This is a genomic window from Levilactobacillus fuyuanensis (assembly GCF_003946395.1).
Classification (GTDB): domain Bacteria; phylum Bacillota; class Bacilli; order Lactobacillales; family Lactobacillaceae; genus Levilactobacillus; species Levilactobacillus fuyuanensis.
Window position 1 is genome coordinate 73,225 of the sequence record NZ_RHNZ01000006.1, and the last position, 24,647, is coordinate 97,871.

At 47.4% G+C, this 24,647-nt stretch carries 29 protein-coding genes; 17 read left to right on the top strand and 12 right to left on the bottom strand.

Annotated elements, in window-relative coordinates; genetic code table 11:
- Positions 1-14: 14 nt before the first annotated feature.
- From EKM73_RS04210 to EKM73_RS04220, 3 genes are all read left to right on the top strand, one after another.
- The gene (locus EKM73_RS04210) at positions 15-542 is read left to right on the top strand and encodes a folate family ECF transporter S component (protein WP_225421282.1); all 528 of its coding nucleotides are present in this window, start codon (positions 15-17) and stop codon (positions 540-542) included.
- A 285-nt stretch (positions 543-827) separates the two neighbouring features.
- On the top strand, positions 828-1,268 hold the full coding sequence (locus EKM73_RS04215; protein WP_125700739.1) for a GtrA family protein: 441 nt from the start codon (positions 828-830) through the stop codon (positions 1,266-1,268).
- An 83-nt stretch (positions 1,269-1,351) separates the two neighbouring features.
- A complete protein-coding gene (locus EKM73_RS04220; RefSeq protein WP_225421276.1) occupies positions 1,352-1,630 on the top strand; it encodes an AbrB/MazE/SpoVT family DNA-binding domain-containing protein in 279 nt (92 codons plus the stop codon).
- Positions 1,631-1,907: 277 nt separating this feature from the next.
- Here EKM73_RS04220 and EKM73_RS04225 read toward each other — a convergent pair whose 3' ends face one another.
- The gene (locus EKM73_RS04225) at positions 1,908-2,426 is read right to left on the bottom strand and encodes a VanZ family protein (protein ID WP_125700740.1); all 519 of its coding nucleotides are present in this window, start codon (positions 2,424-2,426) and stop codon (positions 1,908-1,910) included.
- Positions 2,427-2,704: 278 nt separating this feature from the next.
- Between EKM73_RS04225 and EKM73_RS04230 the strand changes: the two genes are divergently transcribed.
- On the top strand, positions 2,705-3,553 hold the full coding sequence (locus EKM73_RS04230) for a class I SAM-dependent methyltransferase (RefSeq protein WP_125700741.1): 849 nt from the start codon (positions 2,705-2,707) through the stop codon (positions 3,551-3,553).
- A gap of 35 nt (positions 3,554-3,588) precedes the next feature.
- On the opposite strand, the gene EKM73_RS04235 is transcribed toward EKM73_RS04230, so the two are convergent.
- A complete protein-coding gene (locus EKM73_RS04235) occupies positions 3,589-5,334 on the bottom strand; it encodes an MFS transporter (RefSeq protein WP_125700742.1) in 1,746 nt (581 codons plus the stop codon).
- Positions 5,335-5,487: 153 nt separating this feature from the next.
- Here EKM73_RS04235 and EKM73_RS04240 point away from each other — a divergent pair, with 153 nt between their 5' ends.
- The 3 genes from EKM73_RS04240 to EKM73_RS04250 all read left to right on the top strand — a co-directional run bounded on the left by EKM73_RS04240 (position 5,488) and on the right by EKM73_RS04250 (position 6,966).
- On the top strand, positions 5,488-6,051 hold the full coding sequence (locus EKM73_RS04240) for a TetR/AcrR family transcriptional regulator (RefSeq protein ID WP_164508856.1): 564 nt from the start codon (positions 5,488-5,490) through the stop codon (positions 6,049-6,051).
- A gap of 218 nt (positions 6,052-6,269) precedes the next feature.
- A complete protein-coding gene (locus EKM73_RS04245; RefSeq protein ID WP_125700744.1) occupies positions 6,270-6,593 on the top strand; it encodes a MazG nucleotide pyrophosphohydrolase domain-containing protein in 324 nt (107 codons plus the stop codon).
- A 124-nt stretch (positions 6,594-6,717) separates the two neighbouring features.
- Entirely contained in the window at positions 6,718-6,966 is a 249-nt protein-coding gene (locus EKM73_RS04250) for a type II toxin-antitoxin system Phd/YefM family antitoxin (RefSeq protein ID WP_164508857.1), read from the top strand.
- A gap of 93 nt (positions 6,967-7,059) precedes the next feature.
- On the opposite strand, the gene EKM73_RS04255 is transcribed toward EKM73_RS04250, so the two are convergent.
- Positions 7,060-7,599, bottom strand: coding sequence for a hypothetical protein (locus EKM73_RS04255; protein ID WP_125700746.1), 540 nt, complete (start codon positions 7,597-7,599; stop codon positions 7,060-7,062).
- Between the two features lie 227 nt (positions 7,600-7,826).
- On the opposite strand from EKM73_RS04255, the gene EKM73_RS04260 reads away from it, so the two are divergent.
- The 3 genes from EKM73_RS04260 to EKM73_RS04270 all read left to right on the top strand — a co-directional run bounded on the left by EKM73_RS04260 (position 7,827) and on the right by EKM73_RS04270 (position 10,681).
- On the top strand, positions 7,827-8,477 hold the full coding sequence (locus tag EKM73_RS04260) for an endonuclease III domain-containing protein (RefSeq protein WP_125700747.1): 651 nt from the start codon (positions 7,827-7,829) through the stop codon (positions 8,475-8,477).
- 234 nt (positions 8,478-8,711) lie between these two features.
- Positions 8,712-10,226, top strand: a complete 1,515-nt coding sequence (locus EKM73_RS04265; protein ID WP_125700748.1) for an endonuclease MutS2 — start codon at positions 8,712-8,714, stop codon at positions 10,224-10,226.
- 185 nt (positions 10,227-10,411) lie between these two features.
- Positions 10,412-10,681 (top strand): AbrB/MazE/SpoVT family DNA-binding domain-containing protein, encoded by a 270-nt coding sequence (locus EKM73_RS04270; protein WP_125700749.1) that lies wholly within the window; start codon positions 10,412-10,414, stop codon positions 10,679-10,681.
- Positions 10,682-10,940: 259 nt separating this feature from the next.
- Here EKM73_RS04270 and EKM73_RS04275 read toward each other — a convergent pair whose 3' ends face one another.
- From EKM73_RS04275 to EKM73_RS04290, 5 genes are all read right to left on the bottom strand, one after another.
- Positions 10,941-11,210: a hypothetical protein gene (locus tag EKM73_RS04275; protein WP_125700750.1), complete on the bottom strand. Its 270-nt coding sequence runs from the start codon at positions 11,208-11,210 to the stop codon at positions 10,941-10,943.
- Positions 11,211-11,387: 177 nt separating this feature from the next.
- On the bottom strand, positions 11,388-11,528 hold the full coding sequence (locus EKM73_RS12750; protein ID WP_164508858.1) for a hypothetical protein: 141 nt from the start codon (positions 11,526-11,528) through the stop codon (positions 11,388-11,390).
- A gap of 5 nt (positions 11,529-11,533) precedes the next feature.
- Positions 11,534-12,460, bottom strand: a complete 927-nt coding sequence (locus EKM73_RS04280; protein WP_125700751.1) for a quinone oxidoreductase family protein — start codon at positions 12,458-12,460, stop codon at positions 11,534-11,536.
- Positions 12,460-12,888, bottom strand: coding sequence for an SRPBCC family protein (locus EKM73_RS04285; protein WP_191988613.1), 429 nt, complete (start codon positions 12,886-12,888; stop codon positions 12,460-12,462). Before EKM73_RS04285 ends, EKM73_RS04280 begins: the two co-directional genes overlap by 1 nt.
- Before the next feature lie 74 nt (positions 12,889-12,962).
- Positions 12,963-13,781, bottom strand: a complete 819-nt coding sequence (locus EKM73_RS04290) for a helix-turn-helix domain-containing protein (RefSeq protein WP_125700752.1) — start codon at positions 13,779-13,781, stop codon at positions 12,963-12,965.
- Positions 13,782-14,031: 250 nt separating this feature from the next.
- Here EKM73_RS04290 and EKM73_RS04295 point away from each other — a divergent pair, with 250 nt between their 5' ends.
- The 5 genes from EKM73_RS04295 (at position 14,032) to EKM73_RS04315 (ending at position 18,245) form a co-directional block, all read left to right on the top strand.
- Positions 14,032-14,724, top strand: a complete 693-nt coding sequence (locus tag EKM73_RS04295) for a hypothetical protein (protein ID WP_125700753.1) — start codon at positions 14,032-14,034, stop codon at positions 14,722-14,724.
- A 166-nt stretch (positions 14,725-14,890) separates the two neighbouring features.
- A complete protein-coding gene (locus tag EKM73_RS04300; protein ID WP_125700754.1) occupies positions 14,891-15,178 on the top strand; it encodes an ArsR/SmtB family transcription factor in 288 nt (95 codons plus the stop codon).
- A gap of 136 nt (positions 15,179-15,314) precedes the next feature.
- Entirely contained in the window at positions 15,315-16,682 is a 1,368-nt protein-coding gene (locus EKM73_RS04305) for an MFS transporter (protein WP_125700755.1), read from the top strand.
- An 84-nt stretch (positions 16,683-16,766) separates the two neighbouring features.
- On the top strand, positions 16,767-17,264 hold the full coding sequence (locus EKM73_RS04310) for a cysteine hydrolase family protein (protein ID WP_020089321.1): 498 nt from the start codon (positions 16,767-16,769) through the stop codon (positions 17,262-17,264).
- A gap of 135 nt (positions 17,265-17,399) precedes the next feature.
- Entirely contained in the window at positions 17,400-18,245 is an 846-nt protein-coding gene (locus tag EKM73_RS04315; RefSeq protein WP_164508859.1) for an alpha/beta hydrolase, read from the top strand.
- A gap of 159 nt (positions 18,246-18,404) precedes the next feature.
- On the opposite strand, the gene EKM73_RS04320 is transcribed toward EKM73_RS04315, so the two are convergent.
- Complete coding sequence (locus EKM73_RS04320; RefSeq protein ID WP_125700756.1) at positions 18,405-18,941, bottom strand: TetR/AcrR family transcriptional regulator; 537 nt, start codon at positions 18,939-18,941, stop codon at positions 18,405-18,407.
- A gap of 90 nt (positions 18,942-19,031) precedes the next feature.
- Between EKM73_RS04320 and EKM73_RS04325 the strand changes: the two genes are divergently transcribed.
- Positions 19,032-20,735 carry an MFS transporter gene (locus EKM73_RS04325; protein ID WP_164508860.1) on the top strand — a complete coding sequence of 568 codons (1,704 nt, stop codon included), beginning with the start codon at positions 19,032-19,034 and terminating at the stop codon, positions 20,733-20,735.
- 300 nt (positions 20,736-21,035) lie between these two features.
- Entirely contained in the window at positions 21,036-21,383 is a 348-nt protein-coding gene (locus tag EKM73_RS04330; protein WP_164508861.1) for an MmcQ/YjbR family DNA-binding protein, read from the top strand.
- 126 nt (positions 21,384-21,509) lie between these two features.
- Here the strand turns inward: EKM73_RS04330 and xerS are convergent, their stop codons facing one another.
- From xerS to msrA, 3 genes are all read right to left on the bottom strand, one after another.
- Positions 21,510-22,574: a tyrosine recombinase XerS gene (xerS, locus tag EKM73_RS04335; protein ID WP_125700758.1), complete on the bottom strand. Its 1,065-nt coding sequence runs from the start codon at positions 22,572-22,574 to the stop codon at positions 21,510-21,512.
- 1,052 nt (positions 22,575-23,626) lie between these two features.
- Entirely contained in the window at positions 23,627-24,076 is a 450-nt protein-coding gene (locus EKM73_RS04340; protein WP_125700759.1) for an NUDIX hydrolase, read from the bottom strand.
- 46 nt (positions 24,077-24,122) lie between these two features.
- A complete protein-coding gene (msrA, locus tag EKM73_RS04345) occupies positions 24,123-24,647 on the bottom strand; it encodes a peptide-methionine (S)-S-oxide reductase MsrA (protein ID WP_125700760.1) in 525 nt (174 codons plus the stop codon).

A 24,647-nucleotide genomic window follows, 5' to 3' on the forward strand; every position in this document is an offset into this window, starting at 1 on the left:
TGTCTGAATTGAAGATGACTGTAGAGACTCGGCTACCTAAGCTGAGCACGTTGAGTTTGGTCACGATGGGCCTATTGATGGCGTTACAATTGGTGATCAAGAGTTTTTCGGTGGGACCAGCATTCCTGAAGTTTAGCTTCACGTTCCTGGTCGCGGCACTGGTTGCCCGTTTATTTGGCCCCTGGTGGGGGATGATGACGGCGGCGGTGGTTGACGTTATTGGCACGCTGATGTCGGGTGGCCCGTTCTTTATCGGGTTTACGATCTCGGCGGTGTTGGGTTCCCTGATCTACGCCTTGTTCCTGTACGGTAAGCCGGTGAGCTGGCCACGGTTGATCATCGCACAGGTGATTATCTCAGTGGTGGTTAACGCGTTTCTGAACACGCTGTGGGTGGCGATCATGTATAAGACGCCATTCTGGGGCTTGTTCCCGGTACGACTTTTAAAGCAGGTAATCATGACACCGATTCAAGTCGTGTTGCTTTACGCGCTGTTTAAGAGCCAGATGGTTAATCTAATTCAAAAACGTTTAAACCTTTAAAGTAAACGAGCACCATTTCGGTTGAGAAACTGGGATGGTGTTTTTAGTTGGGGTGGGTTGAAATGGACAAGATTAAATAAATTACTTTAACTTATGCCTACACCAAACCAACCCACAACAATTCCACTTGCTAAACCCACGATACTGACAAACTAGTCCCTAGAGAATGTATGGTCAGTACGTGAACCTTTAACTTTTTCTATTGAATCGGGGATTTGCCTTGTGTCTCCCGACTTTTTCAGTTATAACAAGGATTGACGAGGCGCCATTTCGGGGAGGATACTTATGAAGCAACTACTACAACTCTATGACAAGTATAAGAGTGTCATTGCATACCTATTTTTCGGGGGACTCACGACATTGGTCAACCTGGTCGTCTTCTTTGTGACCGCGACAATGTGGGGCTGGAACTACCAGATTGCAACGGCGATGGCGTGGTTTATTTCCGTGCTGTTTGCGTACGTGACCAACCGGGTATGGGTCTTCCATTCCCACTTCACCACGTTTGAAGCCCTATGGCGCGAGATTATCACGTTCTTCTCCGTCAGAGCGGCAACGCTGATTATGGATGAAGGCATCATGTGGATCGGGGTATCCTTATTATCGCAAAATGAAATGCTGACTAAGTTGGTTGACCAAGTCATTGTTGTCTTGGCAAACTACTTCTTCAGCAAATGGTTCGTCTTTCGTAAGACCAAGGCGACCTCATCGTCAATGAATGAGTAAATGAGTAGATCACGCTGTCTGAATGGATGGCGTGATTTTTTAGAATTATTGATAAGTATGATTGAAAGAATAGGAGACCTATCATGAATCTCAACAATGACACTAAAACTATAAAGATGTCCAGTAAAGGCCGAGTCGTGATACCGGCTACGTTCAGAGAAAAGATGGGACTTTCGAGTGGTGATTATTTGCAGGCTTCACTAGACGCCAAAGGGGAATTATGTCTTGAAAAGCTACCATCTGCTCTTGATTGGCAAGACTTAGTTGCGGGAATTCCAATTGAGCGCGTTGATTTCGATGAGGCTGGCAAGTACGATGCGACAAAGTCACCGAATTTTGATGAATGGATGCATGAAGAGTAATCTGTATTTTGGGATAGTGGTGCCAAACCATTCATTTGATGACAGGATTAGTAATTGCTGTGAATTAACTGATACGTGGAAAACATTGATCGATGAATTAGGTTCTCAATGTAAAAATATAACCAATATATAATTACGCCATTAAATCGATTTTTTAAAAACATGAGACAGATTTCCCGAAAATTACATTAGTAGTAAGTAGGGACATCATTTGCCAAGCAAAAAGCCAAGTCCTGATTCGGTACTAACCGAATCGGACTTGGCTTTAAATTTGATATTAAGCAACTGCGCGCTGCTGACGTTGTCGGTTGCGGTGACCAATGCGAACGCGGTAATAGATGGCGACCAGGACGCCACCGATCACGATACCGATAGCATTGGCAAGCACATCGTTGATGTCGCTACTCCGATTGATCAGCCAGTGCTGTGAGAGGATATACTGAATGGTTTCGATGCTGCTGCCAGTGAAGAGACCGAATGCGCCGACGCCCCAGATGGAAATCTTCGGGGCAAGCCACTTTAGCAGGAGACCAAGTGGCAGGGTCAAGAGAATATTTTCTGCAAAGCCGAGATTAAAGACGTCTAATTGCGTTAAGTTCACGCGGCCGAAGCCCACGGGCATAATGTAGACGCCGGTGCCAGAGAAGGAAATCGGTGTGAATAGGATTGCTGCTAAGCCGGTTAAGTAGGCTAGAGTTAGCAGGGCGAACCACCGATGTTTGTGCGTGGTCGTGACGATGAGCAGACCGCTCAAGCAGGCCATGAGTAAGATAATTAATAAGGGTTCCCAGCGCATCGAATCACCTCCAAAAGATGCTAACCATTTCAACGTGTCATTCAACATGTTCTTAGATTACCGCAGAATGACGCGTCTGTGGGGAAATTGCCGGGGGTTTTAAGGTTTCTTTGGCCCTTTAGTAAATTCGTAAGTTCTTCGGCAAAGAAACATCACATTCTTTCGCGGTCTCGGTGTACAGGTTGAGGTATCTCGACTGAGAAAGTAGACGACGGGTGTCGCTGACACACTATTAGCGTGGTATGATAACAACAAATTAGTTGAGGAGGCAAATAGAGATGACGCATTCAGATTATCAAAATGAATTGCGAGACAATCAAGCCAATTGGAACGATCGCGCTAAGGCCCACATGACTTCGGACTTTTATGACGTTGATCACTTGGTGGCAACCCCAGACGAAACAACGGTGACCGTTCAGCATGACTATGCCATTCTGCGGCAATGGCTACCTGATAACACGATTAAAGGTTGTGACTTGCTCCACCTGCAGTGTCACATTGGAACGGATACGTTATCCTGGCAACGCCTCGGCGCTACCCACGTCACGGGTTTGGACTTTTCACCACAGTCCCTGACGTATGCCAGAGAAATTGCACAACGCGCACAGGCGGACATTACATACGTGCAGGGCGATGCCCGCTTTGCCAGTCAGCGGATTCAACGGAAATTCGACGTCGTGGTCACCAGCATGGGGACGATTACGTGGCTGCCGAATCTGACAGACTGGGCTCAGTCGATTGCGACGTTGCTGAAGGCCGGCGGCACGTTTATAATCCGTGATGATCACCCCTTCCTAAATGCCTTAGACTTCGAGTCGATGGTCGTTCACTCTGATTACTTCAACGATGGCACGCTGACCTACGAACAGGATGGCTCATACACTGACCACTCGGCCCATCGCGTGCAACACACGACAAATCACAACTGGAATCATGACTTTCAAGAAATCACCACAGCCCTCCTGACGGCGGGATTAACTCTCGAATTTCTCGGTGAATATCCACGGACGGAGTGGCCAGCGTTACCAAATCTGGTGCAGCGCGACGGTTGGTTTGAACTGCCGGCCGATGCGCCGAAAATTCCCCTGACGTTTGCGTTGGTGGTGAAGAAGCCAGCTCGCGGGTAACTGATTATGATCGTTCATCCCTAATTTTGCCTGCTTTAGTGATCGTGTCGAAATTTAAACACGGGTACCATCAAGATTGCCGCAAATGGTAGCCAACTCAATACGCCAAAGACATTGAGAAAGGCGTGATTCAAGTGATGCTTTAGTGATTGGTGAATGCGTTGCGTCAATTCAGTCAATTCGCGGTTAAGTTGGTGAACGCGTTGGGTAATCTTACGGTTGACCGCGATGGTGATGGAGCGTTGCAACTGCTGCTTTGCGGACAGTGGAATGAGCGTCACTGGAACTGCTTTTGCCGTGGCAATACTTAGCAGTTGTTGTTGGTAAATCCGATGAGCTTTTTGCTGCCGAGCAGCCGTAGAAACCGTGATGGTCGTAGGCTTGAACTTCGTCTTAGTGGACGTGACGGCCGTGCTATTTGGATTGAGCCGCCGTTGCAGTTTTTGATTGAGACGATGTTGTTGCGTTGCCGTCACATTGGCCAATCGACTGACTTGGGTGTGGGCGACGGCCAGTGTTTCGCGCTTCGCATGGGTCACATTGCTGGTGAGTAGCGTGGTAAAGACGGCAATTGCCAAGACCATCCCCACTTGCCGTAGGACGTTGGCCACACTTTGCGAGCTGGTCAAACGGGCGCCATGAAAATCGGCTACGGCGAGAATGTTCGCTGTGGCTGCGACTAAGCCGTAGCCTAAACCCAACAGAATATCGGCGATAATCAGTTGTCGATAGTTGCTACCCAGTGGTATGCGGCCAAGGAGGACATAGCTGATACCCATCAGCAGAAAACCACTGGCGACAATCAGCTTGTTGTTGACGTGACGGATCACCAGCGACGTTAGGATAACCGTCACCATAACCGTGACAGAATAGGGTGTCATCAACAGAGCCGCTGTGAGCTCGCTGGTGCCGTGAACACGGGTGAGAAAGGTTGGTAGAAGCACTGCCAGCCCACCCAGAAAGAAATTGCAGAGAACTAGCGCGAGGCTGGCACCATTAAAGTTACGACTCCGAAAGAGCTGCAGGTCGACCATAGGGTGGGCGGTATACCGTTCCCAGGCTAGAAACGCGATGAAACTGATTGTGGTCAGCGTAAACAGGCTCACGATGGTCGTAGACTGCCAGCCCCAAGTGTTCCCCTTGATCAGGCCCAGTGACAGGCTGAAAAGTAAGGCCATACTGAGCAGGGCGCCGAGCCAATCGATTTTTACATGAACTGTTTTTTCGTGTCGCAGAGGCAGTACGAAACCAAAAACAATCAGGTCTAGAATGACCAATGGTACATTGATGAAGAAGACCCACCGCCAGCCCCAATATTGGGCAACAATCCCGCCGACAGTCGGTCCTAAAGCCACAGCCAATCCCTGAACACCCGCCAATGCGGCAACGACTCGATTCCGGTTGGCTTGGCTGTTTAGGTCCAGGCCAATGACCATACTGGTGGGAATGATGGCAGCAGCCCCAATACTTTGAATAGCGCGGGCAACGAGCATCCAGGTAAGATTGGGTGATAGACCAGTCAAGAGTGATCCCAGGCCAAAGACGACTAAACCAGTAAAGACAAATTTATTCTGACCAAAGCGTTCCGCGAGACGGCCGAATGGAATGATCAATGTGGCAAAAATAATCGTGTAGATGTTGAGTGCCCAAGATAGTTCGGTCAGGCTTTCCCCAAAGGCAGACTGAATTTCGGGTAAAACGATGGTCATGATGGAAACGTCCATCATACATAGCAGGTTTCCGAGCAGTAAAACGGGTAAAACACCCTTTAGCTTGTTCATAGTGAGCTCCCCCTTTTGTGGCACATCTGTGTTAGCATGTCTCATCTGTGACACCTTGACCTTAACAGCGTATACTGAGCACTACAAGTTCAAGTAGTTGCTGAAAGATAAGTGCTACACATGTGGGGGATTTGTGACAGGAGGTTAGGCACCATGAACGGACAGGAAAGACTGGCAGAACAGTCAAAGGCGTGGTTGGAGGCAGCTCTATTTGATTTGTTAGACGAACAGCCATACGCAGCGATTACGGTCACTGAGATTGCAGACCGGGCACAGTTGTCGCGGCGGACCTTTTACCGGGCATTTCAGGACAAGGATGCTTTGTTGGGTTATTATAACCAGGAGGTCGGGCAACGGTACTTGGCGGCCCTGCAACGCATTGATCCGCAAAATATGGTCTTTGAAGATGTGTTGACCTATTTCTTTGAGTTCTGGTGGCAGGAGCGTCAGCGGGTGAGTCGCCTGATTGCTCAGGGGCTCTTCGACCGTACGTTAGCTCAGATAACGCCGCAAGCGAGTGAAATCTATCGGGTCTTCCCAGCACCTTGGCATATAGCCGGGTCAACGGTGGAGACGGGCTACATCATGAGCTTTGCCGTAGGGGGCTTTTGGAACGTGCTGAACACTTGGCTGGTCAAGCCCCATCCAGAGTCGCCAGCAAAGATGGCCGCGTTACTGACGGCTGGGCTAAAACGATTGGGTGAGACTGGGGAGTAGTTGGTTTCGGAATATGAAATGGACCTGTTAACATGGAAAAGGGAATCATAATGCCTTATTTTAGATTTTTGAAGAAAAATGGAAGTATAATGCCATTTTGGAAAGATTTCTGGCTAAATGGTATTATGTTTCCATTTGACTAGGACTCAAGTTTTAATGATTAATTGCGTGGGAACCAATACAATTAGCAAATCCATAAATTAAGGGAGACAGACAATTTGACAATCAATGCCCATCAACAATGGCTCGTCGATTTCTATAAACATCGTAACTGGTATCAGTATTCGCCCTTTGTTCACGTGGCGATTCTCACGGAAGAAGTGGGTGAGGTCTCGCGCGCAGTTCGCACCAACGAAATTGGCCGCGACCATCCCGGTGAAAAGACCGCGACAACTGCTGAGAAGCGGGCGAATTTGAAGGAAGAGCTGGCGGATACGCTGGACTTGGTTTTGGTGCTCAGTAGCCTTTACGATATTGATGCACAGGACCTGTTGAAGGCGAGTGAAAAGAAGCTGACGGCACGATTTAAGGGTGAAAAATAAAACATTGCCCGTTACGTCTGGAGGATGGTCGTAGAGAATAGTTGTTCTATCGCAGATATGGTTGCATAATGAGACTGCTAGAAATAGAATGGCTATCTCAACGATGAGGAGGGGTGTACAAGCTATGGAAGTTACCACCTATCATAAATTTCGTAAGAATCTGAAGCACTATCTGGATAAGGCCACAGAAGATGTTGAACCCGTGATCATCGTGCGTAACAATCATCAAAATGCGGTGCTCATGTCGGCAGAGGTTTATCACAATATGCGCGAGAATCAATATATACTGGAAAATTCAGCCAATCGTAAATGGTTACAGGAATCTTTGAATCAAGTACACCAAGGCCAAACGATTCAGCATGATTTGCTTTAACAATGAATATTCATTGGATGCATAAAGTAACGCTAGCAACACTAAAGGAGCCATGACGTCCGTCACAGCTCCTTTGTTTTAGAAAATTTAGCTTTATTTGTTGCGGTGTGCTCGCCGGCGTTCGTGACGATCATGATGACTCTCGGCTTGTAAGGCCGCATTAGCCCGCATCTGTGCCGGATACTGGCGCCGAGCGAGTAGCCAGACGCAGCCCCGTTGAACGAGCAGTGTGATCCCCAAGTAGAGTAGCAGGGTCACTGAGCTACCCGTCCACAGACGGTCGACGCCCAGATGACCGGCAATACCGACCACCCACAGGACCACCGTTAACCAGTTACCTTGCCGCATGACGAGGCCATCCTCGTTGACCCAAAAATGGTAAGACCAAGCACGTAGCGCGGCAAAAATCAGCGCACTAGCGAGACTAAGACCCCCGAAGATTAGAGCTTGTTGCGGGGTGATATGCAAATGTTGTTTCTGAAAGGCATCACCGATCGAGGCCATTCCCAACAGAATGACCAGAATAAAAAATTCTAGCTTGAAACGAATAATTCTGGGGGCGAGTTGGCGTCTAATGACAACGACTAAGAGCCAGGCTCCAAGAACGAGGTTGGTTAAATCTAAATTTTGCATGACTAACTCCTTCGATTTATGGTGAATAATTTATGGCAATTTCTGATTATACACCTTGATTTCGGAAAAGTCGGTCAAATAAGTTTATCTCGAAAAGTTTTACAGCATACGCGATATGACTTTTGCAAAAGGTCAGCCTCGAAATTCAGACAAATTGATTTATATAGAGACTCTTTGCGGTACTATTAAGAGGACAACTACAGAACGATAGAAGCGGGAGGATATTTATGTTAAAAGACGAGCAGATTGTCTGGGCCGTTCATCAAATGGAAGATGATATTGGGCCGGTGGGGCCGTCACTGGATGCACGGACCCCCTTCCAGTTTTTGGTCTCCGTTATTTTAAGTGCGCAAGCCACGGATGTTTCGGTCAATAAGGTGACGCCGACCTTGTTCGCCAAGTATCCGGATCCTGCGGCGTTGATGGCGGCAGACGTGGTCGATGTTGAAACGATTATCAAAAGCGTCGGTCTATTTCACAACAAGGCTAAGAATATCATTAAGACCGCACGCATTGTACATGAAGACCTAAACGATGTGGTGCCGACCGATCGGAAGGGTATCATGGCCTTGCCCGGTGCCGGTCGGAAAACGGCTAACGTTGTTTTGAGCGACGTCTTTGGCCAGGAGACATTTGCTGTGGACACCCACGTCTCGGCCATTTCCAAGCGGCTTCATTTCGTGGAACAGTCGGCCTCACCCTTGCAGGTGGAAAATAAGATTGTTAGCGTCTTGGACCCCACGGAATTGCATCAGGCGCACCATACCATGATTGAATACGGTCGCAAGTATTCGATGAAGCTATCGCCGGAGAAGGAAGTTTGCCAGCTGATCATCGACTGCGACAAGCTGAATGAAGAGAATGAGGCAGAAATCTAGGAACGGCTAGCGAGGCGATAACTCTGGTATCGCGTAGCTTAATGGACCTCCGTTTGCTCAAAGTCTCGGCGTATGTTACGGTTAATCTCAGTAAATAAACGAGGAGTGACGTTAATGAGTGTGCGAAATTGCCGTGAAGTGTCCGGCACGAGATCGTGCAAGTCATAGCAAATAGCAGGACCGACAAGTCAACATATGAAGGTCTCTCCATGCTGTTTGCTGCAAGGAGAGTAAATGAATTTAAAGGAAATTACCCAATTAGATCAAATCTTAGCAACGGTTGCCACGTACACGCACAGTGATCGGGCAGCTAAAGCCTTACAAGAGACGGCCAATCAAACTGAATTGACGGCCGTTCATACGCAATTAACGTTAACGGCGGAAGCTCACCGTTTGCTGGCCAACAACGTGACGTTTACGTATTTTGACTTGGATCAGCTAGCGGCGCTACAGGCGAAGCTTGACCAAGGACTCATGTTGAATGCCCAGCAGTTGGATCAGATCAATGACTTTCTGATTAATCTGCGGCGGCTGAAGGCTATTTTACACACGCACCAGCAGCTGGCACCCCATCTGACAGCGTTCATGCAATCCACCGCGCAATTAGGAAGCCTTCAGCAAGAATTGGAGCACATGATCATCTACGGCCAGATTGCCGACAACGCAACGCCGGAACTGGCTGAGATTCGTGGGAAAGTTGTCAAGCAACGCCAACAGGTCCAGACAGCGCTGACGCAGTTCGTTCAGAAGCATCCCCATTCCGTGCAGAGTAACCGACTGATTACGCGAAATGAGCGGGTGTGCGTGCAGCTCAAGGCTGGCGAAAAGAACCGGTTCAAGGGACAGGTTATCGATCAATCGGCGACCGGCTCAACCATTTTCTTCGAGCCAGCGACGGCGGCCAAGAAAGGGGCCGTTCTCGCAGAGCTCATTGCCGATGAAAGTGCTGAGGTCTACCAATTGCTGGTGACTTTGACCGGCGACGTTCTGGATAACTGGGACGCGCTGACCAAAAATCAGGAACTACTCAGTCAGTTCGACCAAATCATGGCCCGTGGTCAGTACGGATTGGAAACGAACAGCCGGTTGCCCGAATTAAATACAGAGCAGCACATTAAAATCGTTGCGGGCCGTCATCCCTTGCTCAAGGAAGCGGTACCTCTCGACATTGAGCTGATGCCACAGCAGGGCCTGATGATCACCGGGGCTAACTCGGGTGGGAAGACGGTCGTTTTGAAGACCATCGCGCTGTTTGCCCTAATGATTCAGGTGGGCCTCGAGTTGCCAACCGCTGCTGGTACGCAGATGGCGGTCTTCAGCCAATTCTGGGTCGATATTGGTGATAATCAAAGCATTACGGCGCAACTGAGTACGTTTGCCGCTGAGATGACGACGCTGGTTGATATGACTGACAATATCAAAGAGAATGCGCTGGTCTTACTGGATGAAATTGGGAGCGGAACTGATCCGGAAGAAGGGTCTGCGCTGAGCATCTCAATCATCGAGTATCTCCGCCAGCGAAAGGCGACCATCATTGCTACGACCCACTTTAGTGCAATTAAAGAATACGCCGTCGATTGTCCGACGTTCATGACGGCCACCATGGCCTTTGATCCGCAGACGTTGGAACCCACGTATCGCTTGTTGCTAAATCAAGTCGGTGCAAGTGAAGCAATCTGGCTGGCCGAACGTTTGGGACTGGCGCAGTCGATCCTGGATGCGGCACGTCAACGACTTGACACGAAATAAATTAGGCTTTAACTGGAGGTAACCACAGTGGTTGCCTCCTTTTATTACAGTAAATTTTATTTTCTGTTACTTGAAGCGTTTGTTTTTTTGAATTCACCTTTTTAAAGGTCGGCGCCAGTAACATCAAACACTTTGTTTAAAGATGCGGCGTATACTTTTGGAAATAAATACTGGAGGCAATCACGATGACGTTGATTGAAGAACATGTTTATTTAAAAACATTGGGAAATTCGATGGCTGTTATAATTCCTAGTAATGTTAGTAATCAGTTACGCTTAGTTGCAGGTCAAGAGTTACGGATTACTGTTGAAAGTGGGTCGATTATTCTAACACCTGTTAGAAAGAAACCAATCAATATTCACGAACTCTTTGCTGATTGGCAAGATGATAATCGTCGTGAAAAGGAACTAAATTGGGGAAAGTCGACCGGGAGTGAGTTTCCGTGGAATCAATAAGACATACATTAAAAGTCCATTCATCTCCCGTAAGTGATGGATGGACTTTTAACATACAACGAATGATCATTTGAATAGTCTGTATTTATCTGCCAATATTATAATCAAAATTAATTTGTCAGGGAATCAGGTCACTAGATAATCTAATTCGGGTAGCAATGACTAAGAGGGTACATACGATAATCATTGTTGCCATGACGAGGACATGTTAAGGTTGGAAAAAGTCGGTGTTTGAGCTTCAGTCAGATGGCCCATTTGACTAGACTAAATGGGGTCGTGCCACCAAGAAGAGCTTCGTCAACACGATCACCACCAAGACGAGTTGAAGAATGAAATCAGCTTCGTTCAGAAAGTGTCGGTCGTGGGTGGAGGCAAAGAGGTCGAAGTGAAACGTCAGCGTTACCAGGGAAAGAAAACCGATGACTGCCAAGGCAACGGGCTTGAACAAGACGATTGTAAGTCCCATCAAAATTAGTGTGGATCCAAATAAAAGGTACTGTGCGGTTGTATTTTGTTGAACCATACGCATAATTATCCCCCCAGAATAACTTGTTTCAACGAAAGTTACGCCCGATTTAACGTCCATATCGTATCATTACCTTTGAAGTAAGGTCACGCCAAAGTACTGAGATGCTATCGTTAGTTTTCAGGCGTAACGAAGGCCTGATCTTTTGGATAGAAGTGTTAAGGTGCTAGTAGTTAGCGTTCACCTACAGTGACTGCGCTTGAACAGCCAGAACAGGCCACCGACAATTAAACCAATCATTAAGGCGCGGACGCCCCAGCCAATGAGCCAAAGTGAGAGAAGTTGTGGGAGCAAGTGGTTCCAATCGATCGTTAATAACATGTTTATCAGACCTCCTGATTGTAGGTTAATAGAATTCGTCCGGCCGCGTGTTCCGTCAATAGGTGATGTTGCGCCGTCTTGACGGCGGTGAATGGAAGTTGTTCATGGATTACCGCCTTAAGCTTGTTCTGGGCGAGTTGGTCCAGTAGCCATCGGTAATCTCTTGGGGAGATAGCGCCACTTGCAAAGCTGAAAGACTGGTGTGGTTGAGCGCGATACTGTTGTCGCGCTAAGGAGAGTATCTTGACCGGTCCCAACACGGCTGTCAGTTGATCGAGCAGGGTAGCTGAACCGGCTAGATCAATCACCTGGCTGATAACAGGCGATTTAGACAACTGAGGATCGAGAGGGGAATCGTAGTCGAGCACCTGTTGCGCACCCAATGTTTGTAAAAGCCTGTGACGACTGGAATGGCCAACAGCAATGACTCGCACGCCAAAGAGTTGAGCCAGTTGTAGAAAATAGGTGCCGACACTGCCACTAGCACCAGTGACCAAGACGGTTTCGCCAGCCTGCAGCCGACTTTTTTTGAAGGCAAAGTAGGCGGCATCCGCTCCACCAATAATTGTGGTTGCATCCGTCAGTGAGACACCCTGCGGAACTGGGAACAGGAGTGGCGGCAATGTCGACAAGATTTGTTCCTGATGACTACCGCTCGGTTGGACGCCAATGACGGGACGGTTCAGTAACCGTGAGTTACGTAGCCCGCCGACCTCGCGAACAATGCCACCAAAACCGTAACCAACGACAATTGGCAGTTTGACGGGGCGCAGAGCTTTTAACTGACCTGTTTCCGTGAGAACATCGTAGGGCATAACTGGTGTGTACCGTGTTTCAATGCGAACGGTCAGAGGACTTAGACGAGGAGTTGGTCGTGACATTAGGGTTAGCGCATCGATGCCCTGATACGACGTTTGTGTGATAGCACGCATCAGTCGTTCACCGCCCAATCCGATTCGGCAAGGATAATCAATGCGGCGAGCTTCTGGGCAAAAGCTTGCTTGGCAATCGGGGCCACCAGCTTGAGTGGGACGAGAAAACCAGCGGAAGTGGGCACGCTGAGGGTTTCTGTAAGCACTGTCTGGGTGTCATCTCCGGACAATGTAAAGGTTAACTGATAGGCGAGACGGCCACCCTGACTGTGGTAGATAACCTGACTGGATGATGTGGTAACGGTCAGGTGTTCGTGAACGTTGAGCGCCGGCGCTTGCCGGGTGATGTCGACGCCATTATCTACCATGGTGACCTGTGTAATCTCGGTGTCCCAAAGGCGTAAATTTTCGAGATTGCTAAGAATCATGTGTAGACGCTGTTGCGGTGCACGGGTAAACAGGTGATTTTGAAATAAAATTTCTGACATAAAAAGGCCTCCTTCACTGGATGGCCTTACTTTAACCGATAAGCGTTTGCTATAAAAATCAGCATACTGATATTTTAGAAGTCTTTCGGAACCTGTTCATGAAATAGGTCCGTTAAGAATCGTTGCTTTTGGTGTGCTTCGGCGGCATCATTCTCGCGTCCGGCACGATCGGCAATTTCTGCCAAGAGTCGATAACTGTTGGCTAACATGTAGTGGGAATTGTGGGCGGTGATGTAGGCAATGCCGGTTAGTAGTCGTTGCGTAGCCAGCGGGGCATCTTGTAAAAAGTACGCGGTTAACGCGGCGAGGTAGAAGATAATATTGTTATTTTCCTCGTAAGGCACCTGTTCAATAGCCGCGAGTGCCTGGTCAATCAATTGCGTGGCTTTGTGACGACGTCCCTGCTTAGCCTGAACGGTGGCGAGCGATGCCATGGCCAGGCAGGTCAGTGAGGTGGGTGTGTGTTGCTCGGTCATGGTCATCGCAAATCGCAAGTTCTGCTCGGCAGCGTCCAGCTTGGACTCGACATGCAATTGGGCCACACCAAGGTAATAGTAATAGGCCTGGGTCTGTTGCGCCGTCGTCACGGCGGCGACCGTTTCGGGTGCGGATAGGAAATCCCAGAGCTCTTGATAATGGTGTTGATTGCAGAGTGCTTGCATGCGGGTGTTCAGGTTGTCATCCCCACTGATGGCAAAGTCAGTGGCTAAGCTGATCTCATCGAGTGAGATGGCTAATCGTCGGCACAACGCCACTAACAATCTTGCATTGGGTGTGTACCGATCATGTTCAATTGCTGACAGCATGGACTGCGCACAGATACCAGCTGCGACATCTTTCTGTGAGCGGCCTTGCTGCTTACGAACCTGTTTGAGCGTGGTCCCAAGTGACATTGCATTTTACCTCCCTCAAATGACTGTTTTGATTAAACTTACACGGTTTTAGGGGAGAACGCTAGTAAGAAGGACTAACATGTTGAGATTGATTCGCTGTCAACTGAACGGTCCAGGTGAGCAAGTAGTCACTCCCCTAAAAGATTACGCCTTTAGAACATCTTAATATATTACAGTCGAAATTCCATTGACACATTTTTGTAACATGCCTATAATAATTGTAATCTTTGGAAGAGGGAGTGGGATTGTTATGAAGAAATCTTTAGTATTAATGACTGTTTTGGGGTTAGTTGCACCGATGGCATTGGCCGTACCAGCCTCTGCTAAGAGCACTACGGCAGTTGTAACAGCGGCTAAGCAAAGCCATACTTACACCATCGTTTCATCCAGCTTTTTCAAACAGGCGAAAACCGTACACACTAAGGATGCCAAGCCAGTCGTTTACAAGGCTAGCATCGCGGCTGATCGCCCAACGATGACGCTGACGGCCAAGGGGAAGCTGAAGTCGGGCACCACCTACAAGGTTACCAAACAGGCGAAATTAAAGTTAACGGCTAAGAAGACACAGAAATACAGCTACGTTAAGGGGCAAGGCTGGGTTGTTGCCAGCAAGTTAACGGCGGGGAAGTTCAAGGCCGCTGATGGCATCAAGGCAAAGCCAACCAAGTACACCATCGTTTCATCCAGCTTTTATAAGAAGGCGAAAACAGTCCACACCAAAGATGCTAAGCCAGTCGTTTACAAGGCCAGCATCGCAGCAGACCGGCCAACGGCAACGTTGACGGCCAAGGGACAATTGAAATCCAGTACCACTTACAAAGTAACTCGGCAATTAAAGCTGAAGAGTTCAACCAAGAAGACAAAGACGTTTAGCTACGTGAAGGGTCAAGGGTGGGTTCTGAAGAGCGCCTTAACCAATGGTCAATTCAAAAACGCTGACTAATTGGGGAATTAGTTTGTTATACAGACATGGTCATTGAAGTAAGGAAAATGAAGCATCGGTCATCCGGGAGGTGGCGGTGCTTTTATTTTGGGGAGAGTTGACTAGTAGATTGCCGATGGCCTACTAATCACTTGCGTAAAAAAATAATTCTAGTAGGATAAAAGTTATGATAAAGCAAACGCAGATAACTGAAGAGAGCATCAAAGTGTTTAAAGCACTAGCTGATCCTATTCGCTTGGAAATTATTAAGTATCTAAGTCAGCTGGACCACGAAGTTTCTTGTGGTGAGATCAGTCAGACGATGCAGATTAGTAAGACGTCCGGTTCGTATCATTTCAAAATTTTACAGGAGGCGGGCCTGATCTCGGTACGGAAGGTAGCACGTGAAAAATATGTTATTTTAGACCGGTCGACTTTTGACCGACACCTAACCCATTTCTGGCAAAACCTATAGCCGATTAGACCATTGGAGAGGCGCTCATTGTGAGCGCCTCTTTTTAGACATTGCATCTTGTCAGCAACTTCCGGCAATGGTATGTTTACATAGTTCAAAGATATTTGAACTATATTCAACCACGGGAGATGGGGAAATGACAGGGGAAACGGTAAATTCTAGATGGATACTTGTACTGACATCGTTAGGCTTTTTCATGGCCATGATGGATGCAATGATTGTAACGACAGCATCAACGGCGATTCGCACTGAGTTTCAGATTTCGGTAAACACCTTGCAGTGGGCACTGAATGCTTATAACATTACGATTGCGGCAGTTTTACTGGTCGGTGTCTCGCTAGGAGAGCGTTGGGGTCGCCGCAAAATTTATAACTGGGGAATTCTGATTTTTACAGTTGGCTCAGTTCTCTGTGCTTTGGCCAATGGTATTGGGTGGCTGATTCTTGCCCGAATTGTTGAGGGCCTGGGTGCCTCTGTCATGACACCGATGTCGATGGCTATTCTCACCAGTGCTTTGCCGCCGGCGCAACGGGGACGGGCGTTAGGTATTTGGAGCGGCATTGGGGGCTTGGCCTTGATTGTCGGTCCCTCGCTTGGTGGGTTCATCGTCGCGAAGCTAGCCTGGCAGTGGATCTTCTGGATCAACGTGCCGATTGGCATCGTGGCTATCTGGCTATCAAAACGCCATTTACCAGAGAGTCACGGACAAAGCAATCCGATTAACTTAGTTGATAATGCCTTAGTTATTCTTACGATGGCAGGTGTAATTTGGGCATTGTCTGCAACGACAAGCAGCTCGACCTTCGCACAATTAGGACTTATCTTCGTTATTGCGTTACTCAGTTTGGGGTGTGGGGCCTGGTTTATTTATCGTCAGGCGCACGAAGCCTTACCGATGATGCCGTTAAGCCTGTTTCAAGAAAGAACGTTTAGCGGTGGAAACCTCGCAACGGCTTGCCTGTATGGCTCAATGTACGGCGTGGTCTTCTTCCTACCGCAATATCTACAGGCCAGTCAACAAAGCACTGCGCTAGTTGCTGGACTGGAGCTGTTACCATGGACGGGGACATTGGTCGTCGTTGCACCGTTTGCAGGACAGGCTGTCGATCGGTTTGGTGAGCGTTGGGTTGCCACGTTAGGACTGCTCTGCCAGGGTGTTGGCTACCTGCTAATTGCGGTGTTTGTACATAAAAATTATGGGTGGTTCGTCTTACCACTAATGCTGGCAGGCGTGGGATTGTCAATGGCAGGACCAGCCCTGCAAAAATCTGTGATTGGTGCGGTGCCACGGGTAATGATTGGTAAAGCCTCCGGAATTTATAATGTCTTCCGATTGTTGGGCGGTGCCCTAGGGACAACGCTTGCCGTAATGATCTTTTACCAGTTCCGCGGCGCTAATTTTGCTGGTGGATTTCAAGCAACGATGGTGGGAACGGCAGCAATCTCGTTACTGGGAATCGTGTGGTCAAGCCGATTGCGTGTAGGACAAAGAGAAAATATGTAAAACTAGTCTGATGTGGTTTGAACGTCTCCGTAAATAGCGTATGATAGAAATTAAGCTTAAAGATTCCTGAAGGAGGCCATCAACATGGCAGATGTCTTACTAGTCATTGATCTTCAAAACGGTGTTTGTTACGGTGAACAAACCGCTGTGAATATGCCCCAAGTCATTGCGGGTGTCAACGCGAGAATCGCGGCATACCGCAAGGCTAAGAAGCCGATTGTCTTTGTCCAGCATACGGATGAAGACTTGGTTAAAGGAACCCACGATTGGGAATTGATTCCCGAACTGGATTACCGTGACACGGATCCCTTAGTTTCTAAGAATCATGCGAATGCTTTTTACCATACTAATTTGCGGCGCGTCTTGACGAGCTTTGCCGCCGAGTCTTTGGAAATCTGCGGCGCACAGGTTGAATACTGTGTCGACACGACAACCAAAGTGGCCCATGGTATTGGCTACGACTTACAAATGACGCGGGGGTTAACGACCACCGTGGACAATAAATTTATGACGGCCGAACAGACCATTGCCTTTTATGAGGGCATTTGGAATCATCGGTTTGTGACGATGTTAGAGGCTTAGTGATTCGAGCTCACTGCGAATGATGGTGAGCTTTTTTTATGCCCTTTTGTAAAATAGTCTTGCCTTAGTGTTGCACGAGGGGCTTATACTTGAGCTATGAAATCGACATTTTTGCATTGGGGGAGTGTTATTCTTATGAAAAAAAGATTACTAATGTTCATGGGCATCGGACTACTTGTGCTGGGACTATCAGCTTGCAGTATGGGAAGCAAGCATACTAGCACCGCGTCCAACCTACCGGATTCCAGTAAGTATGAACCAACCCTGTTCTTTCACGGCTGGGGAAGTAGCTATCATGCGGAAGAACAGATGGCCCAGTCGCTGGTAAATGCTGGTCTGACGAAAACCATCGTTCGGGCAACCGTTTCGAAACACGGAAAGGTTACCTTGTCCGGCCATTTCCGTAAGGGCGACTACCATCCTATTGTGGAGGTGGGGTTCGAGGGTAATCGAAATTCTAATCCGCGCCAGTGGGGACGCTGGGCCGAGGCAACGGTGATCAAGCTGCAACAGACGTATCATACAAAGCGATTCAATATGGTCGGCCATTCGATGGGGAATATGGCAATCATGTATTATCTCTTGGATAACTCGAATAAGCTACCTAAGTTGCAGAAACAGGTCGATGTTGCCGGGCACTTCAATGGCATTCTTGGAATGGGTGACGAACCGAATCAAATGAAACTTCAACCGAATGGTAAACCCGAAAAGATGCAGGCTGCCTATAAGGCCTTGCTGCCACTACGTCATACGTACCCAAAAAATCAAATTGCCGTTTTGAATATTTACGGGGATAAGAACGACGGATCTCATTCGGATGGTTCTGTTAGCAACGCCTCTTCAAAGTCGTTGCGGTATCTGGTTGCCAATCGGGCCAAGTCCTATCAGGAACGGAAGATTGTTGGCGCGAACGCCCAGCACAGCAAGCTTCATGACAATGCACAGGTTGATAAGTTCTTGATTGATTTTCTGGACGATTAGTCGTGTTTCCAGACCGAGCTTTATTTAACATTGAGATTTAAAAAGAGCCTGCGGAGTAGCCACAAGCTCATATATATTTTGCGGGCACACCTTATTATCTTAGTGGGTGTGCTTTTTTTCTAAAAGTAAATAATATGGTAAATCCTCAATCTAATATATTCAAGGTTTCAACAGCGTGAACCGTGCCACCAGCTGACCCAGATATCGTGGCGACTCAACAAATCCCCGTTTGACCCAGTTGACTGTGATATTAATGACGGCACCAGAAAAGTATTCTAAATAGTACGGTTCGTTTAAACGTGAGCTATGACCGCCGATACGGTCTTGTTTAATCAGTAATTGGAATACAGTTTGGAACGTTTGCAAGAGGACGTCCAGTTGGCCATTTTTGATCAGCAGCTGGTAAGTTTCAGCCTCTAACTTGGTATTCTCGAAGTAGTGCATCATTAAGTCAGCGAGTTCAACTTGAGATGTCCGTGGTAACCGCCGCAGGTAGCTGAGCATATTTTGCGTTTGGTACGCGATGATAATTTGATCGAAGCTTTGATAGTGCCGGTAAAAGTACGTCCGGGAAACGCGAGCCCGGTGGCATAGCTCGGTGATGGAGATGGTCGCCATGGGCTTTTGCATCATCAGCTCCAGTAGTGCTTGGTAGATGGTCACCAAGTTTTGTTGTTTGCGTTCTTGTGGGTTCATGGGTCACAACATCCCCCTTTCTGTAACCTAAAGCTAGTTTAGCGTGAGCGATGCTCGTAGACTAGCGATAACACTTGGGGAGGGGATCTTATGTTGAAAAAATCCACACAGTTAGTTGGGACAATGGCCATTGGCATTTTCCTATGTATGTTGGATACAACGGTGATGAACATTGCGTTACCAGCGATTCAAACGGGGCTGTCGACCAGTCTGGAGCAACTCTCATGGGCGCTCAATTTGTATACCATCTTGTTTGCAAGTTTGACGATTCCTTTGGGCCGACTAGCAGATATTCATGGTCGTAGCCGGTTTTACATCTTAGGTCTAGTGTTATTTCTAGTCGGTTCACTATTTTCTGGATTATCAGCTAATGTAGCGTGGCTAATTGTGGGCCGGGGAGTTCAGAGTCTGGGAGCAGCAATCATCTTCCCAGCTAGTATGACAATTGGTATTCAGAGCGTTCCTATGGAAAAGCGAACCAGTGCGATTGCCACACTGGGCGTCACGCAAGGACTAGCGGCGGCCATGGGACCAACGATTGGCGGAATCGTGACGCAATTCTTCGGTTGGCGCGGAATATTCTTGATCAACGTGCCGTTTACCTTGCTCTCACTCACGCTTTGCTGGCGGTTGTTCGATCTACATGAAAGCAAGCAAACCAAGGAACGTTTAGATATTGCTGGTTCGCTACTCTCAATGCTGATGTTATTCAGCCTAACCCTGTTGCTGGTCAAGGGTAGCGACTGGGGGTGGACGAGTGGGAGAGGTCTGGGACTTGGACTACTGAGTCTTGTTGCACTGGTTGCTTTTATTGTGGTCGAAGCACATAGTCAACAACCTATGGTGCCGCTGGCTTTATTTAAGGACAAACAGTTTGTCGGGTCAGCAGTTGTGACCGTGATGTCCGGTATCTTTCTGGTTGCGCTATTAGTCTTGATGCCGAGCTTCTTTACGAAGGTACAAAATAAGGGGGAGCTCCTGGCAGCACTGATGATTACGCCGGCCTCGCTCATGATCTTCATCTGGTCACCCATCAGCGGTTGGTTGTTATCCAAGGTGGGGCCGCGAGCCGTCATTTTGATGGGGAGTCTGTCTATGATTGGGGGTTACGTGCTCCTTAGTCAAATGAATCCCAATGTGTATTGGCAGATTTGTGTGGCGGCAATACTAGTAGGAGCAGGCTATGGTATCGTGATCGGGCCAATTACGGTATTGGCGGCCGGCGATTTCACCGGCAACCTGCTAACGGCCTCGCAGAGCGTCATTGGTGTTTTTCGGCAGATTGGGACATCCCTAGCCGTGGCCATTTTTGTGTCGGCACTGTCTGCGAATTTAGTAACAGCGAAAACCAACATTTGGACTTTTGCGCAGGACAGAGTCGAGGCTCTATCGGTCACTGCTAAGGTGAAGCGGGACACGTTGCTGCAGGTAAAAATGCAGCTAGCAGCGGAGAAAATACCTAAACAGCAACAGACAACGTTCATCGGTAAGACGAAAACACAACGACTGATCCGCTTAAACTATCAGAAAGCCTTGCGAAAAAATGAGTTGAGCCAAGCGCCGACTACCGTTAAGCGGAGCATCTACCGGCAGGTTAGCCAGGCCGTTACAACGCAGGTCTCTCGGGACAACAGGACCTTGACTCCGGTAGTTGCGACAATCAGGAGCGAAACCAAGCAACAATTAACACAGGCCTTCTTGCGGCCATATCGATTGGCGTTACCGTTTACGTTCGGCATGCTATTGACGATATTTCTGTTTAGAAAACGCTGGAATTATCTGAATCGGAACTAAAAAGTTAATATCGAGTTAAATTCTAACGTTCAAAATGAATTACAGTTCCAAGGGCAAGTTGAAGTGATGTGTCCTATGATGACATTGCACGGTTAATGCTTGAAGCCGTTAGTGCTCGTCGGCCTAAGACGCGTTACCAATTGACAATGATGGATACGATCTCGGTAGTGATTGCGCGAAAATTATCTTATAAAATATTTGATCGTGGCATTCGACTTGGTACAACATGCTTAATATTTTTACAAATGAAGCTGATGTAAGCTAAAATAGATAGGATACTATGCTAAAAGGAGTTGCATCGTGAAAATTACAAAAGAAGAACTCATTAAACTCAGTAGTCATGATAAGGCGGTCAGTGTTGACAGGCCGTTCAACGCGCCAGGTCGTCGTAACCAAATTATTTTTGATGCGCTTCGCCATCAAGATAGCAAAAAAATATTTGGCCTCGTCTATGAGAAGGATGACACGCTGTACATCGATTTGAAATGTGATTCTAGAAATATTGATGAGTTGGTGTCCGCGTTTCCTTACATCCTACCGGGTCAGCATTTTACGAAGCAACATTGGATTACGCTCGACATTCCGCGATTGCCTTCCAGAGATGAACTGGCAAAGCTTGTGGATGCCAGCTATCGATTAACCGATTAGACGTGGGTCCGGCTAAATTATGTTTCACTATTATATAATAATTGTTTTTTTAACATGTAAAATATCGGCTTAACCCAGTTTACATTGCCAGGTTAAGCCGATATTTTAGTTTTCATTTAAAGCGTGTTACATTTTTTCCAATCCTTGCCGTTGTTCCTCATCAATGATGTGGGTATATAGTCCGGTGGCACTGGTGGAATTCTGCCCCAATTGGGTGGCGACTAACTGTTCATTCTTGGTGGCCAAATAAAGCTTAGACGCTAACGTATGCCGTAGCTTATGTGGCGTCACGCGAACTTTGAAGGCCGATGAATACTTAGCTACCATTTTTTCAATCGAATTGGCCTGCATTCGCGATGCTTGGCCACGATAGCTCGTTAGAAAGAGAGCTCGGTCGGTATTGCTAGCATGATAAATTGCCGTTCGATTCTCAACGTAGTCTTGAATGTAGGGCAACGTCCAGGGGGCAATCGGGACGGTATCGCGCTGACCGCCCTTACGAACCACACCAATCGTTCCGGTTTTCAAATTGAGATGACGCAGATCGGCGTTGGCCGCTTCGGATACTCGAAGACCACTACCCAGCAAAAGAGCGTTGATGGCCAGGTCGCGTTGTTTATCACGGTGGAAGTAGCGCCGCTTTGCTGGTGACAGTTCGTTTTCGTACTTAGTCGCAATAAAATCTAAGTAATCGTGATCCGTATCGCCCAGCATCAACTTGGTTTTTATGTTGGCAGCTCGAGTCGCGTAAGTCTCGTTGGTCCGCACCAGAGCAATCTTATGCATGACGTTGCGGTCGAAATAAGCCTCACCGTGCTCGTCCTCAGTATCTTCGGTCAGATACTTGAAGAGTGACGAGAGGGCGTTTAGCGAGCGATTAATGGTTGGATGCGAGCGACTCCCAGGAGCTCCCGTGAGCTTCGTCTGATTTAGCAGGGCAGACTTATACAACTCGACGGTTTCCTTCTTTAACGTGGCGAGAGTCTGAATTTCAATGTCGGCGGGGTGGGTGGCGGACGTCAGTCCTTCAGCAATCAGCCAGTTGAAAAAGCGGCGAAACTCCGTCAGGTATTGGTACAGCGTTGCTGGTGAAAGGGGCACAGTCGCCTTGGCCTGATAGTATTCCTGAACGTACCAGGGTGCAACGGCTAACTCTTCATCAATCAGTTTTAAGTAATGTTGTTTTTCCATGGGTAAGTCAGCCTCCAAACGTATGTTCTCATTGGTAATGATACAGAGAAATTGGTCATTAAGCAAGCCCCCTGGCTAAAAAATTGCTAACTATTATCTTTAAAATATTAGTTTTAATGAAAGTAGTCATTATTAGCGATTGGGGAGCCCCTGAGAGCTAACTATATTATAGCTGTCAGCAATGCTTGTAATCCTTGATAAACCAGCGTTTTTTTGCAGCCTTTTATGTTGTTGTCGTATGGCTTTGCTCTGAATCAAATGCAGCAAATGAATTTCATTAATTAAGACCAGCACGGTACTCAGAACGCTACAAATACTGGTATATCAGCATTTTCAGGATATCACCAGTCTATAGATCTATAGAGAACGGTGTTTGAAATCCTGTGAGTTTGGTTGCATCAGTAACGCTGCACTTAATACGTGAGTTAAAATTCTAACAGCACTTATTGCGACAGATACTGTAAGATATATTGTCCAGCGATGCTTGGTTCACAAGCAATCATAAGGCTCTTATATTGGACAACTTTGGACGTTGATTCTAAGCAAGCGTTCAGACTTTAGATGAACACCTCATCATTAGAATGCAGCAGAATACGTCTCAAATTGTAGGTGTTTCGGCAGCAATCAACGGTAATGCCGTTTAAATAATAGCTGGTCTTTAATTAGGTGATTTTAGGCTAGCTAACTACAGCTTATAATTAAACGACTGCAACTGATGTCTTGATGATTGAAATGACATTAGTAATTGTCATGTTGCTAGGAGAAAGTCAAATGATTTTGATTCGCATGTCAATTAAAATATGAGTAAGAAATTCTTCCTGAACAAATTTAGTTATTGGTGAATTTTTCTGTAGCATCTCAATGTGCGACGAATCAGTAAAACACAGCACAAAGTTATATAGATGGATCAGAGACGACAGGGTATTGGCTAAACCTACTAAAATATGCGTCTTAGTTCTCTACTTTACATAATATATATTATCGAAAGTAGTCTTAAAAGCTAAAAATAAAGGCTCCCTCCAACTTTTCTGGATTTGGCCTTTACTTCTGATCTATAACTTTTGTGTGTTTCGTAATTGTGTTAAAACACGTTTTGTAATTGGCGTTAACGTTGCTGGTAACTTTGCTAATGGGAAAAATTTGGCTGCACTGGTCTCGTCTTGATCTGCACGGAGCTCGCCAGACACCGTCAGTTGATAAACCGTGGTGACTGAATCAATCTGGTCACCATTGGGATACGTGTATTGCATGCCAGCACCGCTGACGACCGTCAAAAGTTTTGGCTGCTGACCGATCAACCCAGTTTCTTCACGTAACTCACGAATCGCTGTCGTTTGTAAATTCTCAGCCAATTCCTTAGAACCCGCTGGTAAACCCCAAAGTAAGTTATCGGTTCGTTTTACCAGCAAGAGTTGCTGATGTCTGAGCACGACCGCTGCAGCACCGACCACAATTAACGGCTGTGGTCCGATCAATTCACGTAAATTCAAAACGTAACCCATAAGCTAACCACCGTCCTTAGGCTAATTGTAACGCATAACGGAACAGTTAGTCTTGCCAATTTTTCGCGATAAACGCCTGACGGCCGCCCATTTCTTCAATCTGATAGCGGAATGGATTCTTGCGGTAGAAATCTTGGTGCTCGTCCTCAGCGGGATAAAATGGTTGGGCATCCTCAATGCTGGTCACGATTGGCTCGTCAAATTGCCCACTAGCTGCCAGTTTTTCCTTAGATGCTGTCGCAATCTGACGTTGGGCGGGACTATTGACGAAGATGACTGGGCGATAGCTGTCGCCACGGTCCTGAAATTGGCCACTAGCGTCGGTTGGGTCGGTTTGCCGCCAGTAAATGTCGACCAGTTCTGCGTAGCTGATTACAGTTGGATCAAACGTGATTTGTACAGCCTCCGTGTGACCAGTAGTATGACTGGCCACCTCAGCGTACGTCGGATTCACGGTATGACCGCCGGTGTAGCCGGAAATCACTGACTGAATGCCTGGCTGGGTGTCAAATGGTTGAACCATACACCAGAAGCAACCGCCGGCAAAAATTGCCGTTTCTGTCTGTGACAT

What these genes read in the sequence shown, in the direction of transcription:
- EKM73_RS04260 (WP_125700747.1), top strand. Translation starts at nt 7,827, where the DNA reads ATGTTAAAAGACGAGCAGATTGTCTGGGCCGTTCATCAAATGGAAGAT.
- EKM73_RS04210 (WP_225421282.1), top strand. Translation starts at nt 15, where the DNA reads ATGACTGTAGAGACTCGGCTACCTAAGCTGAGCACGTTGAGTTTGGTC.
- EKM73_RS04275 (WP_125700750.1), bottom strand. Translation starts at nt 11,210, where the DNA reads ATGCGTATGGTTCAACAAAATACAACCGCACAGTACCTTTTATTTGGA.
- EKM73_RS04280 (WP_125700751.1), bottom strand. Translation starts at nt 12,460, where the DNA reads ATGCGTGCTATCACACAAACGTCGTATCAGGGCATCGATGCGCTAACC.
- EKM73_RS04225 (WP_125700740.1), bottom strand. Translation starts at nt 2,426, where the DNA reads ATGCGCTGGGAACCCTTATTAATTATCTTACTCATGGCCTGCTTGAGC.
- EKM73_RS04215 (WP_125700739.1), top strand. Translation starts at nt 828, where the DNA reads ATGAAGCAACTACTACAACTCTATGACAAGTATAAGAGTGTCATTGCA.
- EKM73_RS04300 (WP_125700754.1), top strand. Translation starts at nt 14,891, where the DNA reads ATGATAAAGCAAACGCAGATAACTGAAGAGAGCATCAAAGTGTTTAAA.
- EKM73_RS04340 (WP_125700759.1), bottom strand. Translation starts at nt 24,076, where the DNA reads ATGGGTTACGTTTTGAATTTACGTGAATTGATCGGACCACAGCCGTTA.
- EKM73_RS04240 (WP_164508856.1), top strand. Translation starts at nt 5,488, where the DNA reads ATGAACGGACAGGAAAGACTGGCAGAACAGTCAAAGGCGTGGTTGGAG.
- EKM73_RS04295 (WP_125700753.1), top strand. Translation starts at nt 14,032, where the DNA reads ATGAAGAAATCTTTAGTATTAATGACTGTTTTGGGGTTAGTTGCACCG.
- msrA (WP_125700760.1), bottom strand. Translation starts at nt 24,647, where the DNA reads ATGTCACAGACAGAAACGGCAATTTTTGCCGGCGGTTGCTTCTGGTGT.
- xerS (WP_125700758.1), bottom strand. Translation starts at nt 22,574, where the DNA reads ATGGAAAAACAACATTACTTAAAACTGATTGATGAAGAGTTAGCCGTT.
- EKM73_RS04315 (WP_164508859.1), top strand. Translation starts at nt 17,400, where the DNA reads ATGAAAAAAAGATTACTAATGTTCATGGGCATCGGACTACTTGTGCTG.
- EKM73_RS04270 (WP_125700749.1), top strand. Translation starts at nt 10,412, where the DNA reads ATGACGTTGATTGAAGAACATGTTTATTTAAAAACATTGGGAAATTCG.
- EKM73_RS04230 (WP_125700741.1), top strand. Translation starts at nt 2,705, where the DNA reads ATGACGCATTCAGATTATCAAAATGAATTGCGAGACAATCAAGCCAAT.
- EKM73_RS04255 (WP_125700746.1), bottom strand. Translation starts at nt 7,599, where the DNA reads ATGCAAAATTTAGATTTAACCAACCTCGTTCTTGGAGCCTGGCTCTTA.
- EKM73_RS04235 (WP_125700742.1), bottom strand. Translation starts at nt 5,334, where the DNA reads ATGAACAAGCTAAAGGGTGTTTTACCCGTTTTACTGCTCGGAAACCTG.
- EKM73_RS04290 (WP_125700752.1), bottom strand. Translation starts at nt 13,781, where the DNA reads ATGTCACTTGGGACCACGCTCAAACAGGTTCGTAAGCAGCAAGGCCGC.
- EKM73_RS04305 (WP_125700755.1), top strand. Translation starts at nt 15,315, where the DNA reads ATGACAGGGGAAACGGTAAATTCTAGATGGATACTTGTACTGACATCG.
- EKM73_RS04220 (WP_225421276.1), top strand. Translation starts at nt 1,352, where the DNA reads ATGAATCTCAACAATGACACTAAAACTATAAAGATGTCCAGTAAAGGC.
- EKM73_RS04265 (WP_125700748.1), top strand. Translation starts at nt 8,712, where the DNA reads ATGAATTTAAAGGAAATTACCCAATTAGATCAAATCTTAGCAACGGTT.
- EKM73_RS12750 (WP_164508858.1), bottom strand. Translation starts at nt 11,528, where the DNA reads ATGTTATTAACGATCGATTGGAACCACTTGCTCCCACAACTTCTCTCA.
- EKM73_RS04310 (WP_020089321.1), top strand. Translation starts at nt 16,767, where the DNA reads ATGGCAGATGTCTTACTAGTCATTGATCTTCAAAACGGTGTTTGTTAC.
- EKM73_RS04325 (WP_164508860.1), top strand. Translation starts at nt 19,032, where the DNA reads ATGTTGAAAAAATCCACACAGTTAGTTGGGACAATGGCCATTGGCATT.
- EKM73_RS04285 (WP_191988613.1), bottom strand. Translation starts at nt 12,888, where the DNA reads ATGTCAGAAATTTTATTTCAAAATCACCTGTTTACCCGTGCACCGCAA.
- EKM73_RS04320 (WP_125700756.1), bottom strand. Translation starts at nt 18,941, where the DNA reads ATGAACCCACAAGAACGCAAACAACAAAACTTGGTGACCATCTACCAA.
- EKM73_RS04250 (WP_164508857.1), top strand. Translation starts at nt 6,718, where the DNA reads ATGGAAGTTACCACCTATCATAAATTTCGTAAGAATCTGAAGCACTAT.